Raw genomic sequence first — 23,590 nt, forward strand, 5'->3', positions numbered from 1 at the left:
AGTGACAGCCCGGCGCGAAACGAGAACCCCGCGGTCAGCCACTCCCCCCGCACCCCTGGGCGGACACTCGGGCGGTCCCGGAATCACTGACCACGCGCCCGTCCTTCATGCGAATCACGCGGTCGGCGCGTTCGGCGACTTCGTCACTGTGCGTGACCACCAAGAGCGCGAGGTCGCGCGACTTCTGGAGCGCGGCGAACAGGTCGAGCACCTTTGCCGCGTTGTCGGAGTCGAGGTTCCCGGTCGGTTCGTCCGCGAGGAGCATGGCGGGGTCGTTCGCCAGCGCGCGGGCGAGCGCCACGCGCTGGCGCTCGCCGACGGACAGTTTCTGCGGCAGGTGGTCGGCGCGCTTCGCCATGCCCACGAGTTCGAGCAACTCGTCCGCCTTCTTCACACGCTCGCGGGCGCTCCGAGGTGGCCCCTCGAACATCGGCACCTGCACGTTCTCGCGCGCGGTCAGCGTCGGGATCAGGAAGAACGACTGGAACACGAACCCAATCTGGCGGGCGCGAAAGTGGTTCAGGTTGGGGTGCCGGGAGAGCGGCTCGCCGCGGAAGTACACCTCGCCGGCGTCGGGCTTGTCGAGCACGCCGAGCAGGTTCAGGAGCGTGGACTTACCGCACCCGGACGGTCCGGTGATGGCGACGTGCTGCCCGGGCCGCACGCCGAGCGTGACCCCGTTCAGCGCGTGGACGTCCCCGTCCGGGTAAGTCTTCACCACTTGGTCGGCGTAAAGCAGGTGGGCGGCGGGGCCGTCAGTCATGGCGGAGCGCCTCCGTTGGCAGCAGGCGGGACGCGCGGAACGCCGGGTACGCCCCCCCGAGAACCCCGATGAACACGGTGATGAGAACCCCGCGGAGGATCACCACAGGCGCGAGTTCGGGCTCGATGAACCCGTTCACCTTCGGCGAAAGTGTGAGCAGGTGCATACCCAGAAAAGCGATCACCGTGCCCCCAATCGCGGCGACGGTCGCCAGCAGCACGGCTTCGCCCAGGATCATGCCGATCACGCGCCCGGGGGGCCAGCCGACCGCCCGCAGGATGCCGATCTCGTGCGTGCGCTCGAGCACCGACATCGCCATCGTGTTCAGCATGCTGATGACGCCGATGGCCAGGGCGATGGCCGACACGAGCCACGCGACCGCTCGGACCAGTTTCAGTTGCGAAACGGACGTGACGTAGGCGTCGGGCGTCTGCGCCGAGAGCCGGGCGGTCTTGTCTTTGGGGTCGCGGAGCGCCTCGATCTTCTGGCGCACGTCTTCGATTTCGGCGGCCGAGTCGGGCGAGGTCTTCTTCACGCGCACGGAGAACCCGGTCACGCGCTTGCCGGTGAGCGCCTGCCCGTCCGGGAACGAAACGACCGCTCCGCCCTCCTCGAACACCACAAAGCTCTTGAAGACCGCGACGACCTCGTAGGGGTTGTCCTTGTTGCCGCCGAAGACGATGTGGTCGCCGACCTTCTTGTTGAGGTTCGTTGCGAGCGTGCGGCCGAGCATGATCTTGCTCCGCTCGCCCTCTTCGAGCTTGCGCCCGGAGATGATCTGAATGTCCTCGAACCCGAAGTTGCTCGGCTTCCAACCCTGGATCAGCACCGGGTCGGACGCGCCACTGTCGCGCGTCATATCGGTCACGTCGACGACGCCCTCCGAGACCTTATCGACCTCCCGGATCTCCCGCGCCTGTTCGACCAGGGCCTCGCTGAAGTCGCTGTTCAGCCCGCTGGACTTGCCGGCCTGCATGACAACGAGATCGACGCGGCGCCGGTCGAATGCAGATTCGACCGACTTCTCGACGTTGTAACTCACCGCGAGCAGGGCGAGCATGCTGCCCACCGCGACGGCGAGACCGAGTACGGTGAGCGCGGTGCGGATCGGCCGCCGCGTGAGGTTCTTCAGGATGAATGCGACAAAATACATAGTTACTGCGAGAGCCGCGTCAGGTGCCGTTTCACGGCGTCCGTGAAGCCCGCCGTGTTATCGAGCATGGCCAGGTGCTTCGCGGCCGGGATGATCTCGGCCGAGCACCTGGCAAGATGTTGTTCTAGCCACCGGCAGGTGGCAAGAAAGGGGGAGAATTCGTCGTACAGTGCGACAACCGGCTGAGCGATGCCCGCGAGCACGCTTTCCGTGAGACCGGCTTCGGCCAGAACCTCATCACCGCACGTGGTTTCCGCGAGCCTCGGCAACTGACGCAACCACCCGCGCCCGAACGCGCCGTAAATATCTTCGAGCTCCTTCATCTTGTCGGGCGTTAGCGCCGCGGTCTCGCGGAACAGGCGGGTGAAGTCTACCGTGTCCCCGAGTTCGACGCCGACCCGCGCGAACGTTTCGCGCAGATCGACCCAGATGCTCATCTTGCCGAAGTTCGGTTCGACGTGCTTCAACCCGGGGAAAAACGAATCCGAGAGCAACACACCCGCGACGCACTCGGGCGCGACAACGGCCGCGTGCATACTCACCACGCCACCGAAACTATGGCCGACCAAGAGCGCCGGCTTCAGCCCGAGTGTCGCGTGCAACTGGCGGAAGTCTTCGGCCATGACCGCGGACGTGTACCCGGTCGCCGGGCGCGCGCTGGCGCCGTGCCCGCGCATGTCGTATGCGGTTACGCGGAAGTCGGCGGCAAGCGCCTCCACCAGTCCGCTAAACACCCACACGGCCTGGTTGCTCGTGACCGCGTGAACCAGTACGACGTCCGGGCCTTCGCCGGACTGCTGGTAGAAGAGCCGCGTTCCGTTTACCTCGACTTCGGGCATGATTTCTCGTCTTGGATCTGCGGTCTGTGGATCGGGCGTATTGTCGGAGTGACTTCGCACGGCGAGATCGGCCACTTCTCCTGCCGTGGGTAACAATTGCTAACGTTTTGGGCCGGCTGGGGTGTTATCGCCGGGCGAACATCGCGCCAACTGCTGACGCCTCAAGGCTTTTGGTCCTGTCGCGGCCTCGAATGGCTCCGTGTCGGATGCTCACTTTGGCTAACATCGGCTAACATTCTGCAAGTCTTAGGCTAACACCGAGAAACTCCACCCGCTCGTTAACACTCGCGGTTCGCCTGGAGACTCGGGCGAACCGCGAGTGTTAACGAGCGGGTGGGCCAACCACACCTTTGAGATCTTGCGAACGACGCGGCAACCAGCGCCCGTCAATCCACATACTTCTGCAAAAACGCGACCAGATCACCCAGCGCGAGGTCTTCCGCGCCACGATCCCGCAAGCCCTTCAGGAAGACCCCGAACGGCAACCGGCGCCCGAAGTGCGCGTCGAGCCGTTCGGCCAGCACAACGAGGTCGATGGACGCGAGGCCGAGGTCGCCGAAGGCTCGCGTCTCGAGATCGACGGATTCCGGGAAATCGCGATCGGAGAACGTTTGCCGCACCACGTCCCCGAGTGCAGCGAGCAGTTCGTCAGTCGTTCGCATCACGCTACCTCGCACAAAGTGGTAGCGACGACCGATTCCTTCTGTCGCGCCGTCTGAACGCGGAACCGTTGGCCGCTTGCGCTCACGAGCGCCGCGCCCGTGAGCGCGTCGAGAGAATGGAGCGTGCAACCCTCGGCGGGAACGCGCAGTGCGTCCGCGACCGCGAGGCACGCCACACGCGACCGCGCGTCACGTTCGGCTTCGGCCGCGGCGCTCTTCGGAATCGTTTGGAGCGCGACGCCAACGTACTTCGCGAACGCGGAGAACGCGGCCACGGTGCCTTCTGAAATGGCCACGCTCACGGGCGGGAACGCCTCGCCCTTCGCGGCCCCGCGCGGGCGGCACACGATGCGGCCGTCGGCCTCTTCGGTTTCCATGTCGGCGGGGAAGATCGTCTCGCCGTACTTCTGCACCCACGCGGCGCGGGCGGCGTCTTTCGCGAGCAGCCGGCCGAAGAACCAGTCGTTCAGCCCCGCATCGGTGCCCGTCCACTTCCCGAAGGTGTCGAGCTCGGTCGGCGTCATCGTCACATACGCGCCCGCCGCACGCAGCACCGGTTGCTTCAGGTCCGCGGGCGGGTCGAGGAAGTGGCACCGCGCGAACGGGGCCGCGGGCTCGGAATTCGGATCGGTCCCCGCGGCCTCGGGCCAGGAACGGCTGAGGTAGTATTCGTCCTTCGGGCCGAAGAAGTTCACGTGACCGAACGGCAGATAGAAGCGCCAGTAGCCCGCGCCCGTGAGCCGCAACCACAGGTTGCCTTGCGTGTCGAACACCTCGAGCCCGTGCCGGTAGTGCCGCGCGGACTCTTGCTCGTTGTGCCCGCGCACGACCAGGTGCGAACCGATTTCCGGCGTGGGGCCGAAGTATTCGACCTTCTGCACTTCAAATGGCAGGAGGATGCGCCCGGTCCAGTCCGGTTGCTCGAGGTGCCACGCGCCGAGGATGTGCATCGCGGCGTCCATCAGCACCGGATCGATCGCGTAGTGCGGATCTTTGTTCGAGCGGAACCACGTCTCGCGTGACTGTACTTCGAGCGTCCCTTCGATCCCCTCGCGCCCGGTCCGATCGAGCGTGCGAATCATCTGGAAGACGGGGCCGTGGAACATGTTCCGGCGCAAATCTTCGATGGTAGACTTGCACGGAACTTCGTCGGTGAGGTCGAACGGCAGCGGGGGCGCGGGGTCCGGGTACCGGTCCGCGAGCACGATCACCGCTTCGGACGACGCCTTGTTCGCGCCCTCGCGGAGGAACGAGTTGCCGAGGTCGCGCACGTTCGCTTTGACCTCGACGGTCCCGGTCGCCTCGTCCACGGACGACACCGTGGCGCGCACCTCGAGCGTGGTCGTTTCGGCATCAAATGGCAGCCACCGGAACAGCCGGATGTTGCGGAGCCCGATCACGACCTTGCCCGGTACGAGCATGGCCGCCGCTTCGGACATCGCTTCGAGGCTAAATGTCATCGGGAGTACGGGGAGCCCGTTCTGCGCCGGGTTCTCCCGGCTGACGCCGCGCCCGCCGAGCGTGTGGTCGTCCGCGTACAGGTCTTCGCGCTCGTCCATCACCCGGCGGAACACGATCTCGCGCCCCGGTTCGTACTGGATGATGGATTCGACGAGCGCGAACGGCTTGGGTTCGGGAGCAGCGGGTGCAACGGGCGCCGAATCGATCGGGAGCGAGAGGTCCGCGAGCGCGAGCAGTTCCGGCGGCAGCGGAGCTGATTGCCCGCGCCCACGGAAGAACGCCGTCATCACCTCGCGCTGCGTGTCGAGGAACTGCTCCATCACGTCGAGGTAACCGTTCATGATGGAGGAACCTACCTGTAACCCCTCCCCAACCCCTCCCCTAAACGGAGAGGGGCTTAAAACCGGCGCTTGCAGCGTGTATTCACTGATGCTTGGGATTTCTCCCCCTTCCTTCTTAGGGAAGGGGGTTGGGGGGTTAGGTTCTTCTCGCCCCGCGTACAGGTAGCCCAGGTTCAGGTCCACGCCGTGCGCGACCAGTTGCGCGACCATGTGGTTGATCTGCGTCGGGCCGCTCTTGCGCGTCACGTTCGCGGGGATCGCGGCGAACGACTTGCCGCGGAGGATGTCTTCCACGAACGCCGACAGGTTCCCACGCGGGCCGCATTCCACGAAGAGGCGCACGCCCTCCCGGTGCATGGTTTCGATCATGCGCGTGAACTCGACCGGGGTGACCCAGTGGTTCACCGCGAGGTCGCGCATGGCGTCGGGATCGGTCGGGAACAGTTCGCCGGTGGAGCAGCAGTAAACGGCCGTTTGCGTCGGGCTGAACGGCACGTTCACGAACAGCTCGCGGAGCGCCCCCATGTACGGCTCGAACAGCGGCGTGTGGTACGGCCGCTTGAACGGCAACCGCTCGCAAATGATCCCGCGCTCCGTGAGCGCGGCTTCCACCGCGGCGATCGGGTGCGCCGGCCCCACCGCGACGCACTGGTGCGGGCAGTTGTCCATCGCGACGATCACCGCGCCGCCCGCGACCACGTCCGCGACCTCCATGATGGTCGCCTTGCTCGCGCCGACCGCGAGCAGCACGACTTCCGGCCCACCGACCGCGCTCTCCTGGCGCTGCATGATCTCCATGATTTCCGGCAGCCGCGACTCGTGCTGGTCCTGGGCGCGCATCGCCCCGCTCGCGAGCAGCGCGCCGAGTTCGCCGGCGCTGTGCCCGGCCATCGCGGAAACCGGGATCTGAAGGTTCTGGAGCACGCGGAGGATCGCCTGGTCCGCGAGCAGCACGCCGAAGATGGACGGCCCCAGGCCGCGCAATTCGGCTTCAGCGGCCGCCTTGTCCTCGGCCGTCGCATCGACCGGGAGGTGCAGCACGCGCCGTAACGAAGTCTCCGGGCGCCCGGCTTCGGCCGCGAGCTGGTCGCACCACGCGAAGGTTTCTTCCACTTCCGGGAACACGCCGCACAGGTCCGCGAGCATGTTCAGGTATTGCGCGCCCTCGCCCGGGAACAGGAGCGCGACCGTGCCCTGCTCCGCGAGCGGCTGCTCGAAGAAGTAGATGCCGTTCGCGTCACGGACCTGCTTGGTCTTCGGATCGCCGATTCGCTCCGCCGCCCGCTTGAGGCGCGTGAGCAGGTCGGCCCGGGAACCCGCGACGACAGCGAGCCGCGCCCCGCCGGGCTGAAGTTCGCGAGAGAGAGGCGCTGCGAAATCGACGAGCGCGGCGTCGGGCTGTTGCTCGATCTGCTCCACCAGAGCCAGCACGCGCTCGCGCAGCGCGGCCCGGTCCGCACCGCGCAACACAAATACTTCCGTATCCCAGCCGACCACGGGCGGAATGACGTGTGGTTGCGGGTGCGCGAGGGTTTGAGTCATGGGAGAAATTGTTCGCGTTAAATAGAAGCACCAGGGGTTGAAACCCCTGGCTATTTCCGGCGGCCCCGTTGGGGCCGCGAAAACGACGAGAATAGAACCAGGGGTTGAAACCCCTGGCTATTCCCGGTGGCCCCGTTGGGGCCGCAAATACAACGAGTGGCCTAGTCTTTTGCCTTTGGACCCCGAAGGGGTCACCGGGAATAGCCAGGGGTTTCAACCCCTGGCTCTCTTTGGCTACTCCGCGCCGGCGCCCACGGGCTGTGCGGTGGCACGCTGTTTCGGAGCCGACTCGGTACCACCCGCCACAACGACTTCCGGCTCGCCCTTCGTGCCGAAGATCACTTCGTCCACCGCGAACCCGGCGCCGACGGACGGCTCGATGAGCTTCAGTCCGCGGGACACGAGGTGCTTCTCCAGGTCCGCGACCATGCCGACCTCGGCCCACGGCCCCCACGCGACCGACACCACGCGCCCCGGCCACTTGCGGTCCAGATCGCACGCGAGTTTGCTGAGCACCTCGTTCGCGGCGGCGTAGTCCGACTGCCCGCGGTTCCCGTAGCGGCTCGTGATCGAGGCGAACAGCGCGAAGAACTTCAGCTTCGCCGGGTCGAGCTTCCGGGACAGGGTCAGCGCGCTTTCGACCTTCGTGCCGAACACGCGATCGAAGGATTCCGGCGTCTTGTCACGCAGGAGCTTGTCCTCGATCACGCCGGCGCCGTGGATCACGCCCGCGATGCCGCCCTTCGCGCTCAACTCGTCGATGAGGCCGCCGAACGCCGCGGCGTCGCGCACGTCGACCGAGCGGTACTCGGCCGTACCGCCCGCGGCCCGGATCGCGTCGAGGTTGGCGCGGATCTCGCGGTCCTTGAGCAACCGCTTGTACGCGGTCTCGATCACGGCCGGCTTCGCGCCGGGTTGCTGCTTCAGGAGCGCGGCCTTGATCTCCGCCGGCGTCTGGAGCGAAGCGGTGTCCGCGCTCTCGGCGGCCGGCGCGGGCGAACTGCCGACCAGTACGAGCTTCGATTTGTAGCGCGACGCGATTTCCAGTGCGACCTTCGCGGTGATGCCCCGCGCGCCACCGGTGACGAGCACCGTGCTGTTCGCGTCGAGCTCGATCGCCTGAACGTCCTTCTCCAGCGGTCCCGGGTCGACCTGCCACGTCTTGCGGAACTCGCCGTCGCGACCAACCTCGAACGGGCCGTCCGGGTCGCCGAGTTCGCCGAGCAGTTGTTCGACGAGGCGCGGGGCGGCGGTTTCCGCGTTCACGTCCACGACGCGAACGGTGACCTCGGGCCACTCGTACCCGAGGCACTTGGTGAACCCCGCGACGCCCCCGTGCCCGGCGAAGAAGTCGCCCGGCAGGTCGTCGCCGAACCCCATCGCGCCGCCCATCGCGGTGACCGCGAGCAGAACGGCGGAGCCGTTCGTCCCGGCGGCGCGGATGTCGGTCTCCAGCCCGCGGGCGAGCAGGTACAGCGACTTCACTTCGCGGCGCATCCGCTGCTCGTCGGTCTCGCCCGCGGGCGGTTCCGCGAGCGGCAGCAGGTGAACCAGGCCGGACACCGGGCCGCACTTCTCGCGGATGCGGCCGAGGAGAGCGGTCACGGCCGCGGGATCGGTCAGGTCGGCCGTGAAGCCCTCGTTCTTGCCCACGCGAACGAGCGCGGTCTTGATGTCGAGTTCCGCGAGCCGGTCGGCCAGTTCGCGTGCGGTACCAAGTTCGTCGTCGGTGATGACGATGGTGCCAGTCGGCGGGCTGAATTTCGGCCGGATGGGGAGCGGCGCGTCGATCAGTCGCACCACGAGCCGCTGGACCTCGCCCTGTCGCGCACCGGGGTGGAAGTCGCCGTTCGTGCTCGCACGGGCCGCGGGAGCGTCGCCGCCGGCCGCGGGTAGCGCGGGCGTTTCGTGCTTGCCGTTCGTCGAAGGAGCCGGCAGCGCGGGCGCGGCCTCGTTCAACGCGCCCATCACGTAATCCGCGATCCCGCGGAGCGTCTTGATGACGGAGAGTTTCTCCATCTCCAAGTTCGGCTGCTTGCCGTCCGCGCCGGCCTCAATGCTCTCCGCGAGCGCGCCCAACACTTCGACGCGCTTGATCGAATCGACCCCGAGGTCGGCTTCGAGGTCGAGGTCGATGCTGAGCGCTTCCTTCGGGTACCCGGTGCGCTCGCTCACGAGGTCGAGCAACCGGGCGAGGAGCGCCTCGCGATCCAACGCGCCGCCCGCGGGCTTCTTCACCGGAGCCGCCACGGGCGCAGCTTCGACAACCGGCGCCGGGGCGTGCTTCCCGTTTGTTTCGGCCTTGTTGCTGACGGCTGGCGCCGGCGCTTGCGGCCGGGCGACTACGGGCGTCGCGATGCGGTTGGTCGCCAGCGCGGGGACCGGCATCGGGGTCGCGTGCCCGTTCGTGTGGGCGTGGCCGTTCCCATTTCCGTTCGTGTAAGCGTGTCCGTTCGTGTGCGGCACGACCGGGTAGGCGGCGTGGCCGTTCGTTTGCGGCGCGGGTGCGGCCCCATTGGACGCACCGAGGAACCCGAGCATCACGGACTTCTGCGTATCGAGGAAGCGCCCCATCACTTCCTGGAACCGCATCATCACGGCCGCGGCGCCGTCGGGCGCGGCGTGATGGTGCGCGTGCCCGTTCGTGGAGGGGACCGGGAGAGCGGGTTGAGTTTCGGTGTTGTGCATCATCGCTCGTGAGGGCGTGGTGACAGCGGGCGGAAGAGCGGCAGCGCTGGGCGCGGGCAGTTTGGGAGCGGGGGTCGGCGCGGGCGGGGCCGCCGGCCTGGTCGAGCTTTCGGGGCTCGGCGGCTTCGACTTGGCCTTGCCGTTTGCGTCGGGTCGCACGGGTTCGCTCCGGGCCGCAGCGTTGGCCGGAAGCGCCTGGCCCAGCAACCGCGGCTCGGGTCCGTTCAGCGGCTTACTGCGAACGCCGTTCACGAGCCACGTTGTCGGGGCGAGCTTCGGCTTACCCGTTTCGGCGTTGAGCTTCGCGAGGTCGAACGCTTGCACGCCCCGACCCACGAACAGTCGGTCGAGGTTGGCAGCGACCCCGGCCGTGAGCAACTGGCCGAGCAAGTGGGCGAGTTGCACGAGGCCCGGGCGCGACTTCGCATCGCTCGCGAGCGCGAGGTGCGGTCGGCCCGCAAGAATCTGGCCCGTCAGTCCGGTCAGAACCGCTTGCGGTCCGACTTCCACGAACACCCGCGCACCGGCCTCGTGCATCGCGCGAATCTCGTCCGCGAAACGCACCGGCGAAACGAGGTGTTCCGCGAGTTGCTTCGCGATCACCCCGCCGTCGGCCGGGTGCGGCGCGGCACTCGTGTTCGAGAACACCGGCTTGCTCGGGGCCGCAAACTTAGCCCGCGCCAGTGCATCGGCCAGCGCCGGTTTCGCGCCCGCAATCAGCGGCGAGTGGAACCCGCACGCGACCGCGATCCGCTGCGAGCGAATCCCCGCCGCCTGGAGCTTCTCCGCAGCGACCTTCACACCGTCTTCGGTGCCCGCGATCACGGTTTGGGTCGGCGAGTTGTGGTTCGCGATCCACACATCCGCGATGCCCTTCAGCACCGGCGCGATCGCTTCGGCGGTGTTGTCCGCGGCGATCATCCCCCCAGGGGCCGTGACCGCGGCTTCGCGAATCGCCAAGCCGCGCTTGAACGACAGGTGCATCAGGTCGTCTTCGGAGAGCGCCCCGGCCGCGGTGAGCGCCGCGTACTCGCCGTAACTGTGCCCCGCGAAGAAATCGGCTTCGATGCCGAGCGCCGCGAGCAACCGGAACATGCCGATGCTCGTCGCACCGATACTCGACTGCGCGATTTCCGTCCGGCGCAGTTCGTTGCGGTTCGTGGCCTCGTGTTCCGGCGTGAACGACGAGGGCGGGTAGATGAACCGGCTCAGCGGCTTGTCGAGATCGGCCTCGAGTGCGGCTTCCGCCCGGTCGAGAACGTCGCGCACTTCGGAGAACGCCATCGCGACCTGCGCGAGCATGTCCGGGTACTGCGACCCCTGCCCCGGGAACAGGAACGCGACCTTGCCCGCGGACGCGGACTTGGCGGCGAAGTAGATCCCGCGCGGGTCCGCGTGCGTCTCGGTCGCTTTGGGCAGCGCCTCGAGGGCCGCGTCGATCTTCTCCTTGAGGTCATCGAGCGAGGACGCGACCACCGCGAGCGTGGCGCTCCCGGTCGCAACGCCCTTACTGCTCTGCCACACGCTCGCGGCGAGATCGGCCAGCGTGGGCCGCGCGCCCGCGACGATCGCGTCGCGCACGTTCTTCAGGCTCGTGGTGATCGCCGCCTTGTCCGCCCGGCGCCACACGAAGAGTTCCGTCGGCCACTGACGAATCCCGGTGTTCGGGCGGTTCAGGTAGTCACCGGTGTACTCTTCGAGCACCGTGTGGAAGTTCGTGCCCCCGAAGCCGAACGCGCTCACGCCGGCGGTCCGCGGGTACTCGGCCCCGTGGACCCACGGCTTCGCTTCGGTGTTCAGGTACAGCGGTCCGCCGTCCAGATTGGCCTTCGGGTTGGGCTTCTCTACCAGCGTCGGCGGGAGCACCTTGTGGTGCAGCGCGAACGCGGTCTTGATGAGCCCCGCGAGCCCCGCGGCGCACTTGCTGTGCCCGATCATCGACTTCACCGAGCCGATGGCGCACGATTGCGGATCGCCGCCCGCTTCGCGCATCAACTGGCCGATCGCGCGGGCTTCGGTCTGGTCACCGACCACGGTCCCGGTGCCGTGCGCCTCCACGAGCGCGACGTTCGACGGGTTCACTCGCGCCTGAGCATACGCCCGGTGCAGCGCCCGGAGTTGGCCTTCCGCACGCGGGGCGGTGAGCCCCTTATCGCGGCCGTCGCTCGAAGCCCCCACGCCCTTGATGACGGCGTAAATCCGGTCGCCGTCGCGCTCGGCATCGGCGAGGCGCTTCAGCACCGCGACGCCCACACCCTCCGCGAGTGCGATACCGTCGGCGTCCGCGTCGAACGGCCGGCACCGCCCCTTCGGGCTGAGCGCGTGCGTCTTCGAGAACGCGACGTAGGCGTAGGGCGTCTGCACCGCGTCGCCGCCCATCACGATGGCGACGTCGCTCGTTCCGTCGTTCAGTTCGCGAACGCCCGCGTAGAGCGCGGCGAGCGACGACCCGCACGCGGCGTCGATCGCCATGTTCGGGCCGCCGAGGTTGAACCGATTCGCGACCCGCCCGGCCGCGACGTTCAGCAGGATGCCGGGGAACGAGTCTTCCGTCCATTCGGGCAACATGCCCTCGCCCAGCGCGACGATCTCGCCCGACTTCACCGGCACACCGGGAATCGAATCGAGCAGCGGCATACAGGCGCGGAAGCCATACGAAACGGACAGCGGCATCCCGCCACCGCCCACGCCCAGGATGGCGCAGGTGCGTTCGCGGGCGAACGGCCGGTCCAGGTAGCCCGCGTCACCGAGCGCTTGATTCACCCCTTCGAGTAGGAGCAGTTGCAGCGGCTCGATGTTCGGGATGCTCTTGGGCGTGATACCGTACTTGAGCGGGTCGAACGTGATGTCCGACATGAACCCGCCCCACTTCGACACCATTTTGTCTTTGGCGCGGGGATCAGGGTCGTAGTACGGGCGCCAGTCCCAGTGCGACGGCGGGATCTCGATGACCGCGTTCGTCTTCGCGAGGATGTTTTCCCAGTACTGCCACAGCGAGCCAGATTGGGGGTAGAAGCACGACAGCCCGATGATCGCGACGTCGCACGGCGGCGGCGCGTCCGGCTCCAAGTCCTGGGTGCGGGCGGCCGATTCGGGCAGGATGATGCTGTCGGTCACGTTCGCGTGCAACTCGGCGACGGTCGTGACCTTATCGCGGAGCGCGGCGATCTGCCCGATCATGTACATGCCGCGTGCGAACTGCTCGTCCGCGCTTACATCGGCGAGGCCGCTCCCGTTGCCGTTCACGGACGGCGCGCGGTCCACGCCCTTGCTCGCGACGCGGAGGCGCCCGAGGTTCATGCGCTCGAGCGCGATGCCGACTTCCAGCGGCGTCTTGCCTTCGGCCTTCAGCTTCCGCTTCTCGGCATCGAACACGTCCGCGTAGGGCGTGGGGATGCAGCGGATCGCGTGACCGGGGCCGGTTTCGAGCAACACGGTATCAGCGCACGCGAGCGATTCCTTCTGGAAGCGCTCCGTGATCGCCCCACCGCGCACCGCTTCCTTCGTGAACAGGTACGCGGTCCCGAGCAGCACGCCGACCTTCACGCCCTTCTCGGCGAGTGAAGCACTCAGCGCGGCAACCATGCTCGCAGAGAGCGCGTCGTGAATGCCGCCAGCGAACACGACGTGCAGGTCGTCCGCGGGCTTGTTGCCGATGCTCTCGATCAGGACTTCGACCATCGCTTCCCACAGCGCGAAACTCGCGCGCGGGCCGATGTGACCGCCGCACTCCTGGCCCTCGAAGATGAACCTCCGGGAACCGTCCTTGAGGAACATCTTCAGCAGGCCCGGCGACGGAACGTGCAGGTACGTCGGGATGCCCTGCACTTCCAGCTCGCGCGCCTGGTCCGGCCGGCCCCCGGCGATGATCGCGAACGGGGGCTTGTGCTTGCGGATCGCTTCGAGTTGTTCGCTGCGGATCTCGTTGGGCACGAACCCGAGGATGCCGACGCCCCACGGCTTCGCGCCGAGCTTCGCCTTCGTTTCGGCGAGCAACTTTTCCGTCTCTGCTTTGCGCAGCAGCGCGAGCGCCAGGAACGGCAGCGCCCCGCCCGCGGCCACGCTGTCCGCGAACGCGGCGGTGTCGCTGACACGGGTCATCGGGCCTTGCAGAATCGGGTACTTTGTGCCGTGCGATTTCGCGAGCGGCGCGTCCGGCGCGAGGTGCTTCAGGCGCTTCGCCGTTTCCAGTTGGTGCGTCACGCGCGCACAAATCGCCTGCACCACGCCCGCGACGGTGAGCCCCTTCGCCGCGAGCGGCGCCGCGTTCACCACGTCCTGCCCGCAGAGCCACACGCCCGCGGCCGGGTCCGCCGCGACACGCGTGCGAACCGCCTCGCGCCACGCGGCCAGTTTCTCGTCCGCGGAGAGGGTCGCGTGCTGGAGGCGCTCGTCTTCCTTCGCGAGTTCCTGTGCGCCGGCGCAATCGGGCCGCGCGTAAATGCGGTACCCCTCGCCGAGCTTCGCACCGAGAACGAGCGTCTCGCTCCCGTCCAGCCCGGTGATGCGCTTCCGCGCGGCTTCGCGGAGCGGCGTTTCGCGCGTGAGGAGCACTTGCGAATCGAGGACGCCGCCGCGCGCGCCGCCCGCGGCACACGCGGCCGCCGTATTCGCGCCGATCCCCCCGCGCACCCAGAACGGAACCGTCACGCGGTTCTTGTCCGCGAACTGGCGCCACCGCTGGAGAAGCACGAACGACGTGTCCGCGCCCACGCGCCCGCCGGCCTCGTGGCCCTTCAGGACGACACCCGCGACCCCGAGTTCGACCGCGTGCGCGGCCTCGGCGACGCTCGTGGCCTCGCGCAAGACTTCAACGCCCGCCGCTTTCAAATCCCGAATGCGGGTCGCGAGCGCGGGGTGATCCGCCCCGGCGAGGATAACGAGAGCGGGTTTGAATTGACCGAGGAGGTCGAATAGGTCCGCGGCATCGGCGCGGAGTTGAACACCGAACCCGGTGGCGAACCTGGCGAGTTTGGTGAGTGCTTGGGACGCAAAAGGGCGGGAGCCGAACTCCAAGTCCAACACGCCACGCGCGCCTGCACGGCAGGCTGCAATGGCGAGTGACGGGTCGGCGGCTCCCGAAGGGGTCAAAACGATGAGGTCGCGCGGTTCCATCACTCGCCTCGAAGGGCTGGACCTCCCTGTCCGGGGATGTCGATTCGCCGGGTCACGCTCCGGCACCAATGGCGCAAGGGCCGAAATTCGGCCGCGCCTTAACCGTCAGTATCGTAAGTCAACGTCGGTTTGGCAAACTGGGCAGTGTGGAGACCTATGGCACATTAGGACTTAGTTCAAAGCAGAAGCTCAAGGCGGTCTCCGCAAAACACTCGCTTGGGGCTGGTTGTAACAAGTGCATCTGTTGTGCCGGAATTAGGGTGATTCGGCAAGGGCGGTTGTACCGATAACACGGGCGATCGGGGCGATTCACGGGCCGAAAGACGGGGACGGGACATGCGTAGCATCTTTCTTGCAATTTTGACAATTCCGCTCCTCGCGGGCTGTGGGAGCGACCGCTTTGTTGTCAAAACGCGAGTCGCCGGACAGGTCGAAACGCGACTGGACACCCCACCGGTCAGCCCCAGCGCCGGCCCGCTCAAGCCGGTCGTCGTCCAGGCCGGGGCGAGCCGGATCGCGATCATCGATGTCGACGGCCTCATCCTGAACACCCCGTTCGTCGGTCCCTTATCGTGTGGCGAAAACCCGGTCGCGCTGTTTCGCGAGAAGCTCGAAGCGACCGCGTGCGATTCGTGTGTGAAGGCGGTCGTGCTCCGCATCAACAGCCCCGGCGGGGGCGTAGCGGCCTGTATTTCGATGCGGCACGACCTCGAACGGTTCAAAGAACGCACGCGCCTCCCGGTGGTCGCGTGCTTGATGGATACCGCAACGGGCGGCGCGTATTACTTGGCGTCCGGTGCCGATCAGATCGTCGCCGGGCCTGCTACTGTCACTGGCGGGCTCGGGGTGATCCTCAATTTGTTCAACCTGCGCGACCTGATGGCGCAGTTCAACGTAATCCCGCAAGCGATCAAGTCGGGCGAGTTTTCCGACATCGGAACCTCCGCCCGCGCACTGACCGAGGGCGAAAAGGCGATCCTCCAGGCGATGGCGACCGAGTTCCACAACCAGCTCATCGCCGATATGAAGCGGGCGCGCCCGGCGGCAACGGACGCGGTCGTGTTCGACGGGCGCATCTTCACCGGCTCGCAGGCCAAGGCCCGCGGGCTGGTCGATCACATCGGCGACCTGGACGAAGCGCTCCAGCTCGCGACCGGGATCGGGTGCCCCGGTACGAACGTCCGGCCCGGCGTGGTGATGTACCGCCGCACCAACGACCCGGCCCGCTCCATCTACGCGGTCACCGCGAACGTGCCGCTCCAGGGCTCGGGGCTGTTCCCGAGTCTGCCGGGCCTCGATCGCGCGAAAATGCCCACGTTCCTGAGCCTGTGGCAGCCGGAACTCTCGATCGAGAAACTCGGCGGTAAGTAAGCAGAAATGCCTGGCGCGGAGCGCAGAATTCGGAACAATAAATAGAAAGACACAAAGACTGCGGGTTTTAGGCAGTATCCCAGTCGTACCGATTACGGGTGTCTTTGTTCCGAATTCCGCGCTCCGCGTCACAAAGATGTTCACGAACCAGCACCACCTCCAGCACCTGCTACGGCCGCACCACTATACGTCCGAAGAACAGTACCGGGCCGAGCTGCGTCACCTCTTCCACCCCGCCTGGCACCCGCTCGCGGTAAAAAGCGACCTCGCGAAACCGGGCGACTTCCTCACGTTCGATCTGCTCGATACGCCGATCCTGGTCCACAACTTCGATGGCGAGTTGCGCGCGTTCCTGAACGTGTGCCCGCACCGCCACAGTCGCTTGACGGACAAGGCGCGCGGCAACGCGGAGAAGCTCCGCTGCCAGTACCACGGGTGGGAGTTCAACAAAGAGGGCGGCACGGGAAAGATCCCGGACGCGAAGGCGTTCCGCCCCTGGGACCGCGACAACTCGTGCCTGCGCCGGTTCCGCGTGGAAACGTGCGGCGACCTCGTGTTCGTCAACTTCAGCGAGAAGGGACCGGCGCTCCGCGAGTGGATCGGCCCGCTGTGGGACGTGTGGCAGGAGTACGGCGGCGCGTACCGGCACGCGGGGACGTGGGAGAAGGATTTTCCGTGCAACTGGAAGGTGGTGCTCGAGAACTCGCTGGAGTCGTACCACATCCCGGAAGTTCACCCCTACACGTTCAAAGACTTCCCACCAGAAGAGAATGCGTGGCACGAGCTGACCGAGCGGTTCACGTCGTTCAAGACGGTCCCGCCGCGCGAGTTCGCGACCCGCGCCCAGGACTGGATCGTGCGCCGACTCGGTGCGCCCGTTTCCAACGAATACTGGCACCGCGTGCTGCACCCGCACGCGACCGGCAGCTCCCTCGACTCGTTCCGCATGATGCAGTGCGTGTTCCCGACCGGCCCGACGTCGTGCCGCTACCGGTGCATCTTCTTCACGCTCCGCGGGCACCGGCGGAACCCGATGGCATGGGTGCTGTACCACACGCTCCGATCGATCTCGACCGTGATCGCCAAGAAAGTGTTCGGGGAAGACGGGTCGATCTACGCCGGGGTCCAGCGCGGGATGGAAGTCAGCCCGCACGCCGGGGTGATCGGCACGCGCGAGGAGCGCGTGTACCACTTCCAGAAGTTCGTGCTCGACCACACCCGCGGCCCGCGCGAGCTGCCCCAGCTCTCGGCACCCGTGGAAGCGCACGCGAACGGCGTCTGCGCCGGGTAGCGCGGCGCGTTCAGAAATTGTCCCCGCCGGACAGAAACTGACCATTCTCATTCCGTTTCGTTGCACAAAACTCCGCGATCAACGCAATTGCTGGTCGCGGATCATTTCTCATCATTTCTGCACGATACTCCGTGCTAACAGAACAGTTAAATCGCTGCCGGCGCGGTCCACGTCTGGACCGCGCCTCCGTTTAGCTTCCGGGAAGCGATCCCGCCCCGGGTCGCCCGAAGCCGTTTCTCATCAGGACAAGTCAACATGAATTCGGGCGAGCGCGATGGGCAGTTGGGGACTCGACGGTTCGTACCCGGTGTGGAGTGGTTAGAAGACCGCACGGTTCCAGCCGGCAATGTGCAAATCATGTTGTTCGACGGCACGCTCTACGTCGCGGGCGATGATCTGGGCAACCAGATCTGGATCGCGGGCACCGGGAGCAACAGCGTAACGATTCGCGCGCTCGACGCGACGACGACCATTAACGGGCAGGCCGGTCCGATCTCGGTGAGCGGGATCGAGCGCGACCTCTACATCCGGATGTACGGGGGCGATGACCAACTGCTCGTCACGGGCACGCGCAACAAGGGCGCGCTCAACATCGACACGGGCGACGGGAACGACATCCTGGGCATTTCGGACGCCGGGCACCGCTCCGAAACCACCCTGGCGACCGGGGCCGGCGACGACAACGTGATCCTCAACGGGTCCGTGTTCCGCCGGTACGTGTACCTCGACACCGGGGCCGGCGACGACAACGTGATCGCCTCGAGCATCGGCGTCCTGGATTTCGGGGTCTTCAACCCGGCGGGCAACGATTACTTCGAGAACCGCGGCTCCACCATCGCGCGCCCGGCGACGATCGGCGTCACCAGCGGCGCCCGACCGACCGCCGACACAACGGACACAACAGCCCCGACGCCCACCATCACCACCACGGCGCCGGCCCAAACCAACACCAGCCCGATCGCGATGACGGTTACCTTCGACGAGGACGTGACCGGGTTCGACACGTCGGACGTGACCGTGGCCAACGGCACCGTCACGGCGTTCACCGCACAGGACGCGCGGGTGTATCTGCTCGAAGTCACGCCCACGGGCCAGGGCACCGTCACGGCGACCATCAACGCGAACGGCGCGACCGACGCGGCCGGCAACGGGAACCTCGCGTCGAACACGGTCGTCCTCACGTTCGACAGCGTGGCGCCGGCGCTCGCGATCAATTCCGTGACGACCAGCAGCGCGAGCCCGACCGTCACCGGCACCGTGGATGATTCGACGGCGACCGTGCAAGTGACCGTTAACGGCACCACCTACACCGCGGACGTGTCCGGGACTACCTGGAGCGTAACCGTAACCGACACGCTCGCCGACGGCACTTACGCGGTCTCCGCGACCGCCACCGACGCGGCCGGCAACGTCGGCACCGCGTCGAACGCGACCGGGCTGACGGTGGACGCGGGGGCGCCGACACTCGCCTTCAGCACCAGCCCGACCGTACCCACGAACCAGAACCTCGTGACGGTGACGATCACCTTCAGCGAGGACGTGACCGACTTCACCACGGACGACGTCACCGTCACGAACGGGACGAAGTCGAACTTCCAAACTGTGACCGCGGGCCGGGTCTTCACGATCGACGTGACCCCGACCGCGGAGGGTACCGTGACGGTCGCGGTCGCGGCCGGCGCCGCACTCGACGCGGCGAGCAACCCGAGCGCGGCGAACCAGCTCAGCTTCGTGTACGACACGACTCCGCCCGCGGTGTCGGTGGACGCGACCGGCACCGGTTCGATCACCGGAACGAGCAGCGACACGACGGGCGCCTCGGGCGTGCAGAAAGTGGAGATCAGCATTCTGGACGTGAACGGTACCGGGATGTACTACTCCGGCACCGCGTTCGATAGTGCCACGGAAGTGTTCCTCCAAACCTCGACAACGGACGGCTACGCGACCTGGAGCTACTCCCTCGCGCCCGCCGGCACCTACACTGTGAACGCGAAAGCGACCGACAACGCCGGCAACGTGGCCACGATCGCCACGCCCCAACCGGTGACCGTGGCGGCGGACACGACCCCACCAGTGGCGACGATCACCGCGACCGAGACAGACCCGACGGGGGCCGCCACGATCCACGTCACCGTCACGTTCGACGAAGACGTGACCGACTTCACCGCGAGCGACCTGACGGGTGCGACCACCAACGGGACCGCGTCCAACCTCCAGTCCACCAACGCGCGGACCTACACCTTCGAGATCGTCCCGACCGCGGACGGCCCCGTTACGTTCACCCTCGCCTCTGGTGCCGTCACCGACCTGAGCGGGAACGGGAACGTCTCCACACCATTCACCATTACTTCCGACCGTACCGCACCCGCGGCCACGTTCACCTCGAACCAGCCCGATCCGACGAACGCCTCCACGGTCGTAGTCACCATCGACTTCGGCGAAGACGTGACCGGGTTCGACGCGGCGGACGTCACGGTGACCAACGGCACGTTCACGTTCGCAGCAGTCGACGCGCGGCACTACGCCGTCACCGTTACCCCGACAGCCGACGGACAGGTGACGGTCACCGCGGCCGTGAGCACCGCGGTCGATGCGGCGGGGAACGCCAACGCGGTCGGGTCGTTCAACTTCGTGTACGACGCCACGACCCCGTTAGTCTCCGTCGACGCCTCCGCCGCCGTAACCGGGACCATCACGGGCACCACGAGCGACGTCACCACGGGCGTGACGAGTGTTGAAGTGAGCGTATTCGATACGGGCTCGACGATGTACTGGGACGGCACCGCGTTCAACAGTATGACGGAGGTGTTCCTGCCCGCGACGAACACAGGCACCGCGCTCGACACCTGGGAACTCGCCGGGTTGCCCCCGGGCACCTACACCGTAAACGCGAAAGCGACCGACGGCGCCGGGAACGTGGGAACCATCGGCTCACTGCAATCGGTCGTAGTGAGCTGAGACTGAGGTGTAACGCCGCGAGGGGTGCCCGCACCAAGTCTGCGGGCACCCCTCGCACTTTCGCGCCGTCTTACGGGAGCTTGATTTCTCCCAGTGCCTTACGGAATGGTTCGCGGCGGAACGAATTGAAGGTTTCCATGCGCACCTTGAGCCGGTTATCGACCGACTCAACGGACGGCCCCGGGACGCCGCCGGTGATCCCCTGCTCGTAGTAGAAGGCCGCGTTCGGGCGGAGCCGAGTCACGATCGTCCCGTCGAGTTTGGTCCGCATCTCGGTCAGTGCCTTCGGCTCTTCCTTCTTGTCCGTCTTCTCCTTCGGCTGCAATTCGATGAACAGAGTTTCGATGGCCCAAGTGTAGAGTTGTGCCACTTCCGGGTCACCGACCGGCTTCTTCTCGTCGGTCGCCGCGGCGCGGACCAACTCGAACAACCGCTTGGTCTCCTCGGGCGTGTACCGAACGGCATCGAGCTTCGTCCGCACCCCCTCGCTCCACTTGGCGATGTTCGTGGTCGCCACCTTCACTTTGTCCGGGTCCCCGTAGGTCTTGGCCGTGAACGCATCGGCCAGCGCGAGTTCGGCCGCGTCGAGTTCGGCGACCGCGGTCTTGAGGTCCGCGCCCTTCATCCCGGCGGCGTGGTCGAGGACGAGTCGGGCGAGTGCGAACGCGGCCGGGCGGTACAGCGGGCGCCCGGGGCGCCCGACGTACCCGCGGTCTTGCCGATCGCTCGGGTACTTCAGGTTGTGGTGGCAACTGTAGCAGTCGAACGCGGCGTAATCGAGGCCGTCGTCTTTCGCTTTCGCGTCGGCGGCGAGTTGCGCGCCGAGGTTCGCTGTCGCGCCGAGGGTGGCGAGCGAGGACTCGGCGAACCGCCGGGCGACGTGCGACTCGCCGGCGCGGACGTGGAACGTGGCGAACGCCTTCTCGGGGTTCTTTTCGGCCAGCGCGGTCAGGTAGGGCATTTCGGACGGCAGCCCCCAGTGGCGCGGCTGCTCGCGGGTGTAGGCGAGGAGGTCGAGCGGCGGGAGCGGCGGGTGCCCGGCCGCGTACATGTCGTGGGTGACGAAGCGCCCCTCGTCCGTGTTCCCGATGTGGCACGACGCGCAGCGGTTGGTCGCCTCCACGTGCGACCGGAGGTTCACCAAGCCCCACTCTTTCTTCGCTGCCGGGGACCACTCGCGCCAGGCGACGGTGCGGATCGCGCCGTCCGGGGCGTTCGCCTTGTCCAGCTTGTTCTCCTGGTGCTTGTCGCGGTAAAGCGAGCCGTGCCCGTGACACATCTCGCACCCCACACCGTCGCTCGTCAGGAAGGAGTCTGCCTTCCAGTTCTTGTGCGACTCCTTGGTCGGCGGCTCGTTAGTGCTCGCGTGACAAGCGAGACATGACGGATCGGACGCGACCGTGTAGTTCGGGTCCGCGTACTTCGGGTTCGTTTTGTACTTGCGGAGCTTGTCCTCCATCCGCTGCGCGGTCGCGTTGGGCTTGTCGCCGGGCTCGGTCGCCGTCTTCTTGGTCAGCAAGTTGAGGTACGCGGTGCGGTGCAGGTCGTGGATGTCCCACACCTTATTTTCCCAAAGGCGGATGAACTTGAACCCCTGGGTTTCCTTGTACTCTTTGACGTTCTGCGGGGCGTTTTCCTGGTGGCACTTTTGACACACGGAGGCGCCGACGAGTTCCGTCTTCTGCCCGGCCGGGGGCTTGACGTACTCCTTCTCCTTCGGCTGCGCGTGCGCGGCGGCCGCGGTGCCCGACGGCGCGGAAGAGACGACGAGCCCAAAAACGAGGCCGGCGAACGCCCCCGCTAGCCCGACCGCTCGAGCGGTCCGACCCGCGTATCCCGTCGTCATCACTTCCCCTCCGGTGTGCTCGTCTTGGTGCGCAGTGACTCGAAGCTGTCTCGGATCGGGTCCAGTTTGAACCGGTCGAACTTCACCGGGCCGTTCGCGATCGGCGGGAACCGCAGGTTCTTGTCGATCGCGAGCAGCGGGTCGTGCCACCGCGCCCCGGTCCCGGTCTTCCCGCCGGTCGCGTGGTACATGGCCGCCGTCCCCAGGTAGTTCGCGGCCAGCGCGTCCCAGTCGTGGTCCGCGAGCGTCTTCCCGTCCGAAGATAGAGCATTGGCCGCGAGCCGGTGCGCGATTTTCTCGGGCACGTCGCGTGCAACGGTGCCCGACCCGCGGTCCTCGGCGGCTTGCAGGTTCGCGAGCCACCCGTCGAGTTCGTCCACGGCGGCCTTGGCCCGCTTCGCGACCTCGGCCGGCGCGGGCGCCCGTTTCGCCCCCATTAATTTGCGAAGCTCATCGACCGCGGGCAGTTTGATGTCGCGCAGTTCGGGCGAGCTTATCCCGGGGAACGCGAGTTCGCAAGACTTCGCCGCCACATCGACCGTCGCGTTCGACCAAACCTCCCACCCCGGCAGTCCTGGAGTGCGCCGAGTCGCGCTCAGGCTCCCGCGCGTTTCGGTGTCGCCGACCGTTTGGTGGCAGGCGTAACAACTATAGCCACTGAACTCCGGCCACGGGGCCTTCTCGTTCGGAGCGTCGGCCTTCTTCGCGCGCTCGTGGAGCAAGTTCACCGACGCCCGGAGCGTCGCGGCCTGCCCGATCACCCACGTGCGGACTTCAAAGCTGAGCCCGTCGCCCTTTTCGGTCCAGTGCTTGCGATAATCCGGCTGAAAGTGGAACCGGGCCGGCTCGAACGCGAGCCGCGGGTGCCCGGCCGCGATGAAGTCGTGGTTCATGTCGCGCTCGCCGTCCCCGACGTGGCAGCTCGCGCAGTTGAGCGCGCGGGCTACGAGGTTCTTCGTCGGCACGAACCCGAACGCGGTCCACTTCTCCTGGTTGCTGCGTGCCTTCCACGACGGGAGCGTGTGCTCCGAGATCCACTTGTCCGCGGGTCCGTGGCAGGCGCCGCACCCGACCCCCTCGGACAAAATCTGGTCGCGCGTCGAAGAGTCCTTCGCGCTGTCGACCGCGTGGCACGCGAGGCACCGCGCGTCTTTGTGCGGCGCGCTGATACCGAGCGCCTTGCCCATCTTCACGGAGACCGGGTTGAAGAGGACGCTGTAGGCCTTCGCGTGTGGATCGCTGGTCTCGGCGGAAACGGCCTCGCGTGCCCAAGTCGAGTGCTCGCTGCCGACCTTACCGACCGCGCCGCCCCCGTGACACGCGGCGGCCGAACACGACGTGCTCGCACGGTACGCGAACGTCTCCTTAAAATCGGCTTTATCGACACCGTAAGGTTTGGTGGCTGGTGTCACGATCGCGGTCGCCGCGGTCGGGGGCTGGTGCGACTGCGCCGTGTTGAACACGCCCGCGACGACAGCGGCGAGTGCCACCGCAATGATGGGAACGGCACGCACGATAAATCCGCGGTTCGTGTCCGTCGCATCCATGCGGGAAATCCGT

11 protein-coding genes are annotated in these 23,590 nt (G+C 66.9%); 3 read left to right on the forward strand and 8 right to left on the reverse strand.

Annotation, left to right across the window (positions count from 1 at the left end; translation table 11 throughout):
• Positions 1–34: 34 nt before the first annotated feature.
• The 6 genes from J8F10_RS19625 to J8F10_RS19650 all read right to left on the reverse strand — a co-directional run bounded on the left by J8F10_RS19625 (position 35) and on the right by J8F10_RS19650 (position 14,564).
• Entirely contained in the window at positions 35–763 is a 729-nt protein-coding gene (locus J8F10_RS19625) for an ABC transporter ATP-binding protein (RefSeq protein ID WP_210656533.1), read from the reverse strand.
• A complete protein-coding gene (locus tag J8F10_RS19630) occupies positions 756–1,916 on the reverse strand; it encodes an ABC transporter permease (protein ID WP_210656535.1) in 1,161 nt (386 codons plus the stop codon). The genes J8F10_RS19625 and J8F10_RS19630 overlap by 8 nt, the downstream gene beginning before the upstream one ends.
• 2 nt (positions 1,917–1,918) lie before the next feature.
• Positions 1,919–2,755, reverse strand: coding sequence for an alpha/beta fold hydrolase (locus J8F10_RS19635; RefSeq protein ID WP_210656537.1), 837 nt, complete (start codon positions 2,753–2,755; stop codon positions 1,919–1,921).
• Positions 2,756–3,141: 386 nt separating this feature from the next.
• On the reverse strand, positions 3,142–3,417 hold the full coding sequence (locus tag J8F10_RS19640; RefSeq protein WP_210656539.1) for an acyl carrier protein: 276 nt from the start codon (positions 3,415–3,417) through the stop codon (positions 3,142–3,144).
• Positions 3,417–6,761 (reverse strand): polyketide synthase dehydratase domain-containing protein, encoded by a 3,345-nt coding sequence (locus tag J8F10_RS19645; RefSeq protein ID WP_210656540.1) that lies wholly within the window; start codon positions 6,759–6,761, stop codon positions 3,417–3,419. The genes J8F10_RS19640 and J8F10_RS19645 overlap by 1 nt, the downstream gene beginning before the upstream one ends.
• Positions 6,762–6,995: 234 nt before the next feature.
• Positions 6,996–14,564 carry a type I polyketide synthase gene (locus tag J8F10_RS19650; protein ID WP_210656543.1) on the reverse strand — a complete coding sequence of 2,523 codons (7,569 nt, stop codon included), beginning with the start codon at positions 14,562–14,564 and terminating at the stop codon, positions 6,996–6,998.
• Between the two features lie 336 nt (positions 14,565–14,900).
• On the opposite strand from J8F10_RS19650, the gene sppA reads away from it, so the two are divergent.
• From sppA to J8F10_RS19665, 3 genes are all read left to right on the forward strand, one after another.
• Positions 14,901–15,935, forward strand: a complete 1,035-nt coding sequence (gene sppA / locus J8F10_RS19655; RefSeq protein ID WP_210656545.1) for a signal peptide peptidase SppA — start codon at positions 14,901–14,903, stop codon at positions 15,933–15,935.
• A gap of 136 nt (positions 15,936–16,071) precedes the next feature.
• On the forward strand, positions 16,072–17,226 hold the full coding sequence (locus J8F10_RS19660; protein ID WP_210656548.1) for an aromatic ring-hydroxylating oxygenase subunit alpha: 1,155 nt from the start codon (positions 16,072–16,074) through the stop codon (positions 17,224–17,226).
• Between the two features lie 357 nt (positions 17,227–17,583).
• Positions 17,584–20,184: a beta strand repeat-containing protein gene (locus tag J8F10_RS19665; protein WP_246524358.1), complete on the forward strand. Its 2,601-nt coding sequence runs from the start codon at positions 17,584–17,586 to the stop codon at positions 20,182–20,184.
• Positions 20,185–20,254: 70 nt separating this feature from the next.
• On the opposite strand, the gene J8F10_RS19670 is transcribed toward J8F10_RS19665, so the two are convergent.
• Together J8F10_RS19670 and J8F10_RS19675 are read right to left on the reverse strand one after the other, a co-directional pair.
• The gene (locus J8F10_RS19670; protein WP_210656552.1) at positions 20,255–22,030 is read right to left on the reverse strand and encodes a multiheme c-type cytochrome; all 1,776 of its coding nucleotides are present in this window, start codon (positions 22,028–22,030) and stop codon (positions 20,255–20,257) included.
• Complete coding sequence (locus J8F10_RS19675; RefSeq protein WP_210656554.1) at positions 22,030–23,577, reverse strand: multiheme c-type cytochrome; 1,548 nt, start codon at positions 23,575–23,577, stop codon at positions 22,030–22,032. Before J8F10_RS19675 ends, J8F10_RS19670 begins: the two co-directional genes overlap by 1 nt.
• Between the last annotated feature and the right edge of the window lie 13 nt (positions 23,578–23,590).

Origin of the sequence: Gemmata palustris (assembly GCF_017939745.1) — a bacterium.
In the GTDB taxonomy this organism is placed as follows: Bacteria; Planctomycetota; Planctomycetia; order Gemmatales; family Gemmataceae; genus Gemmata; species Gemmata palustris.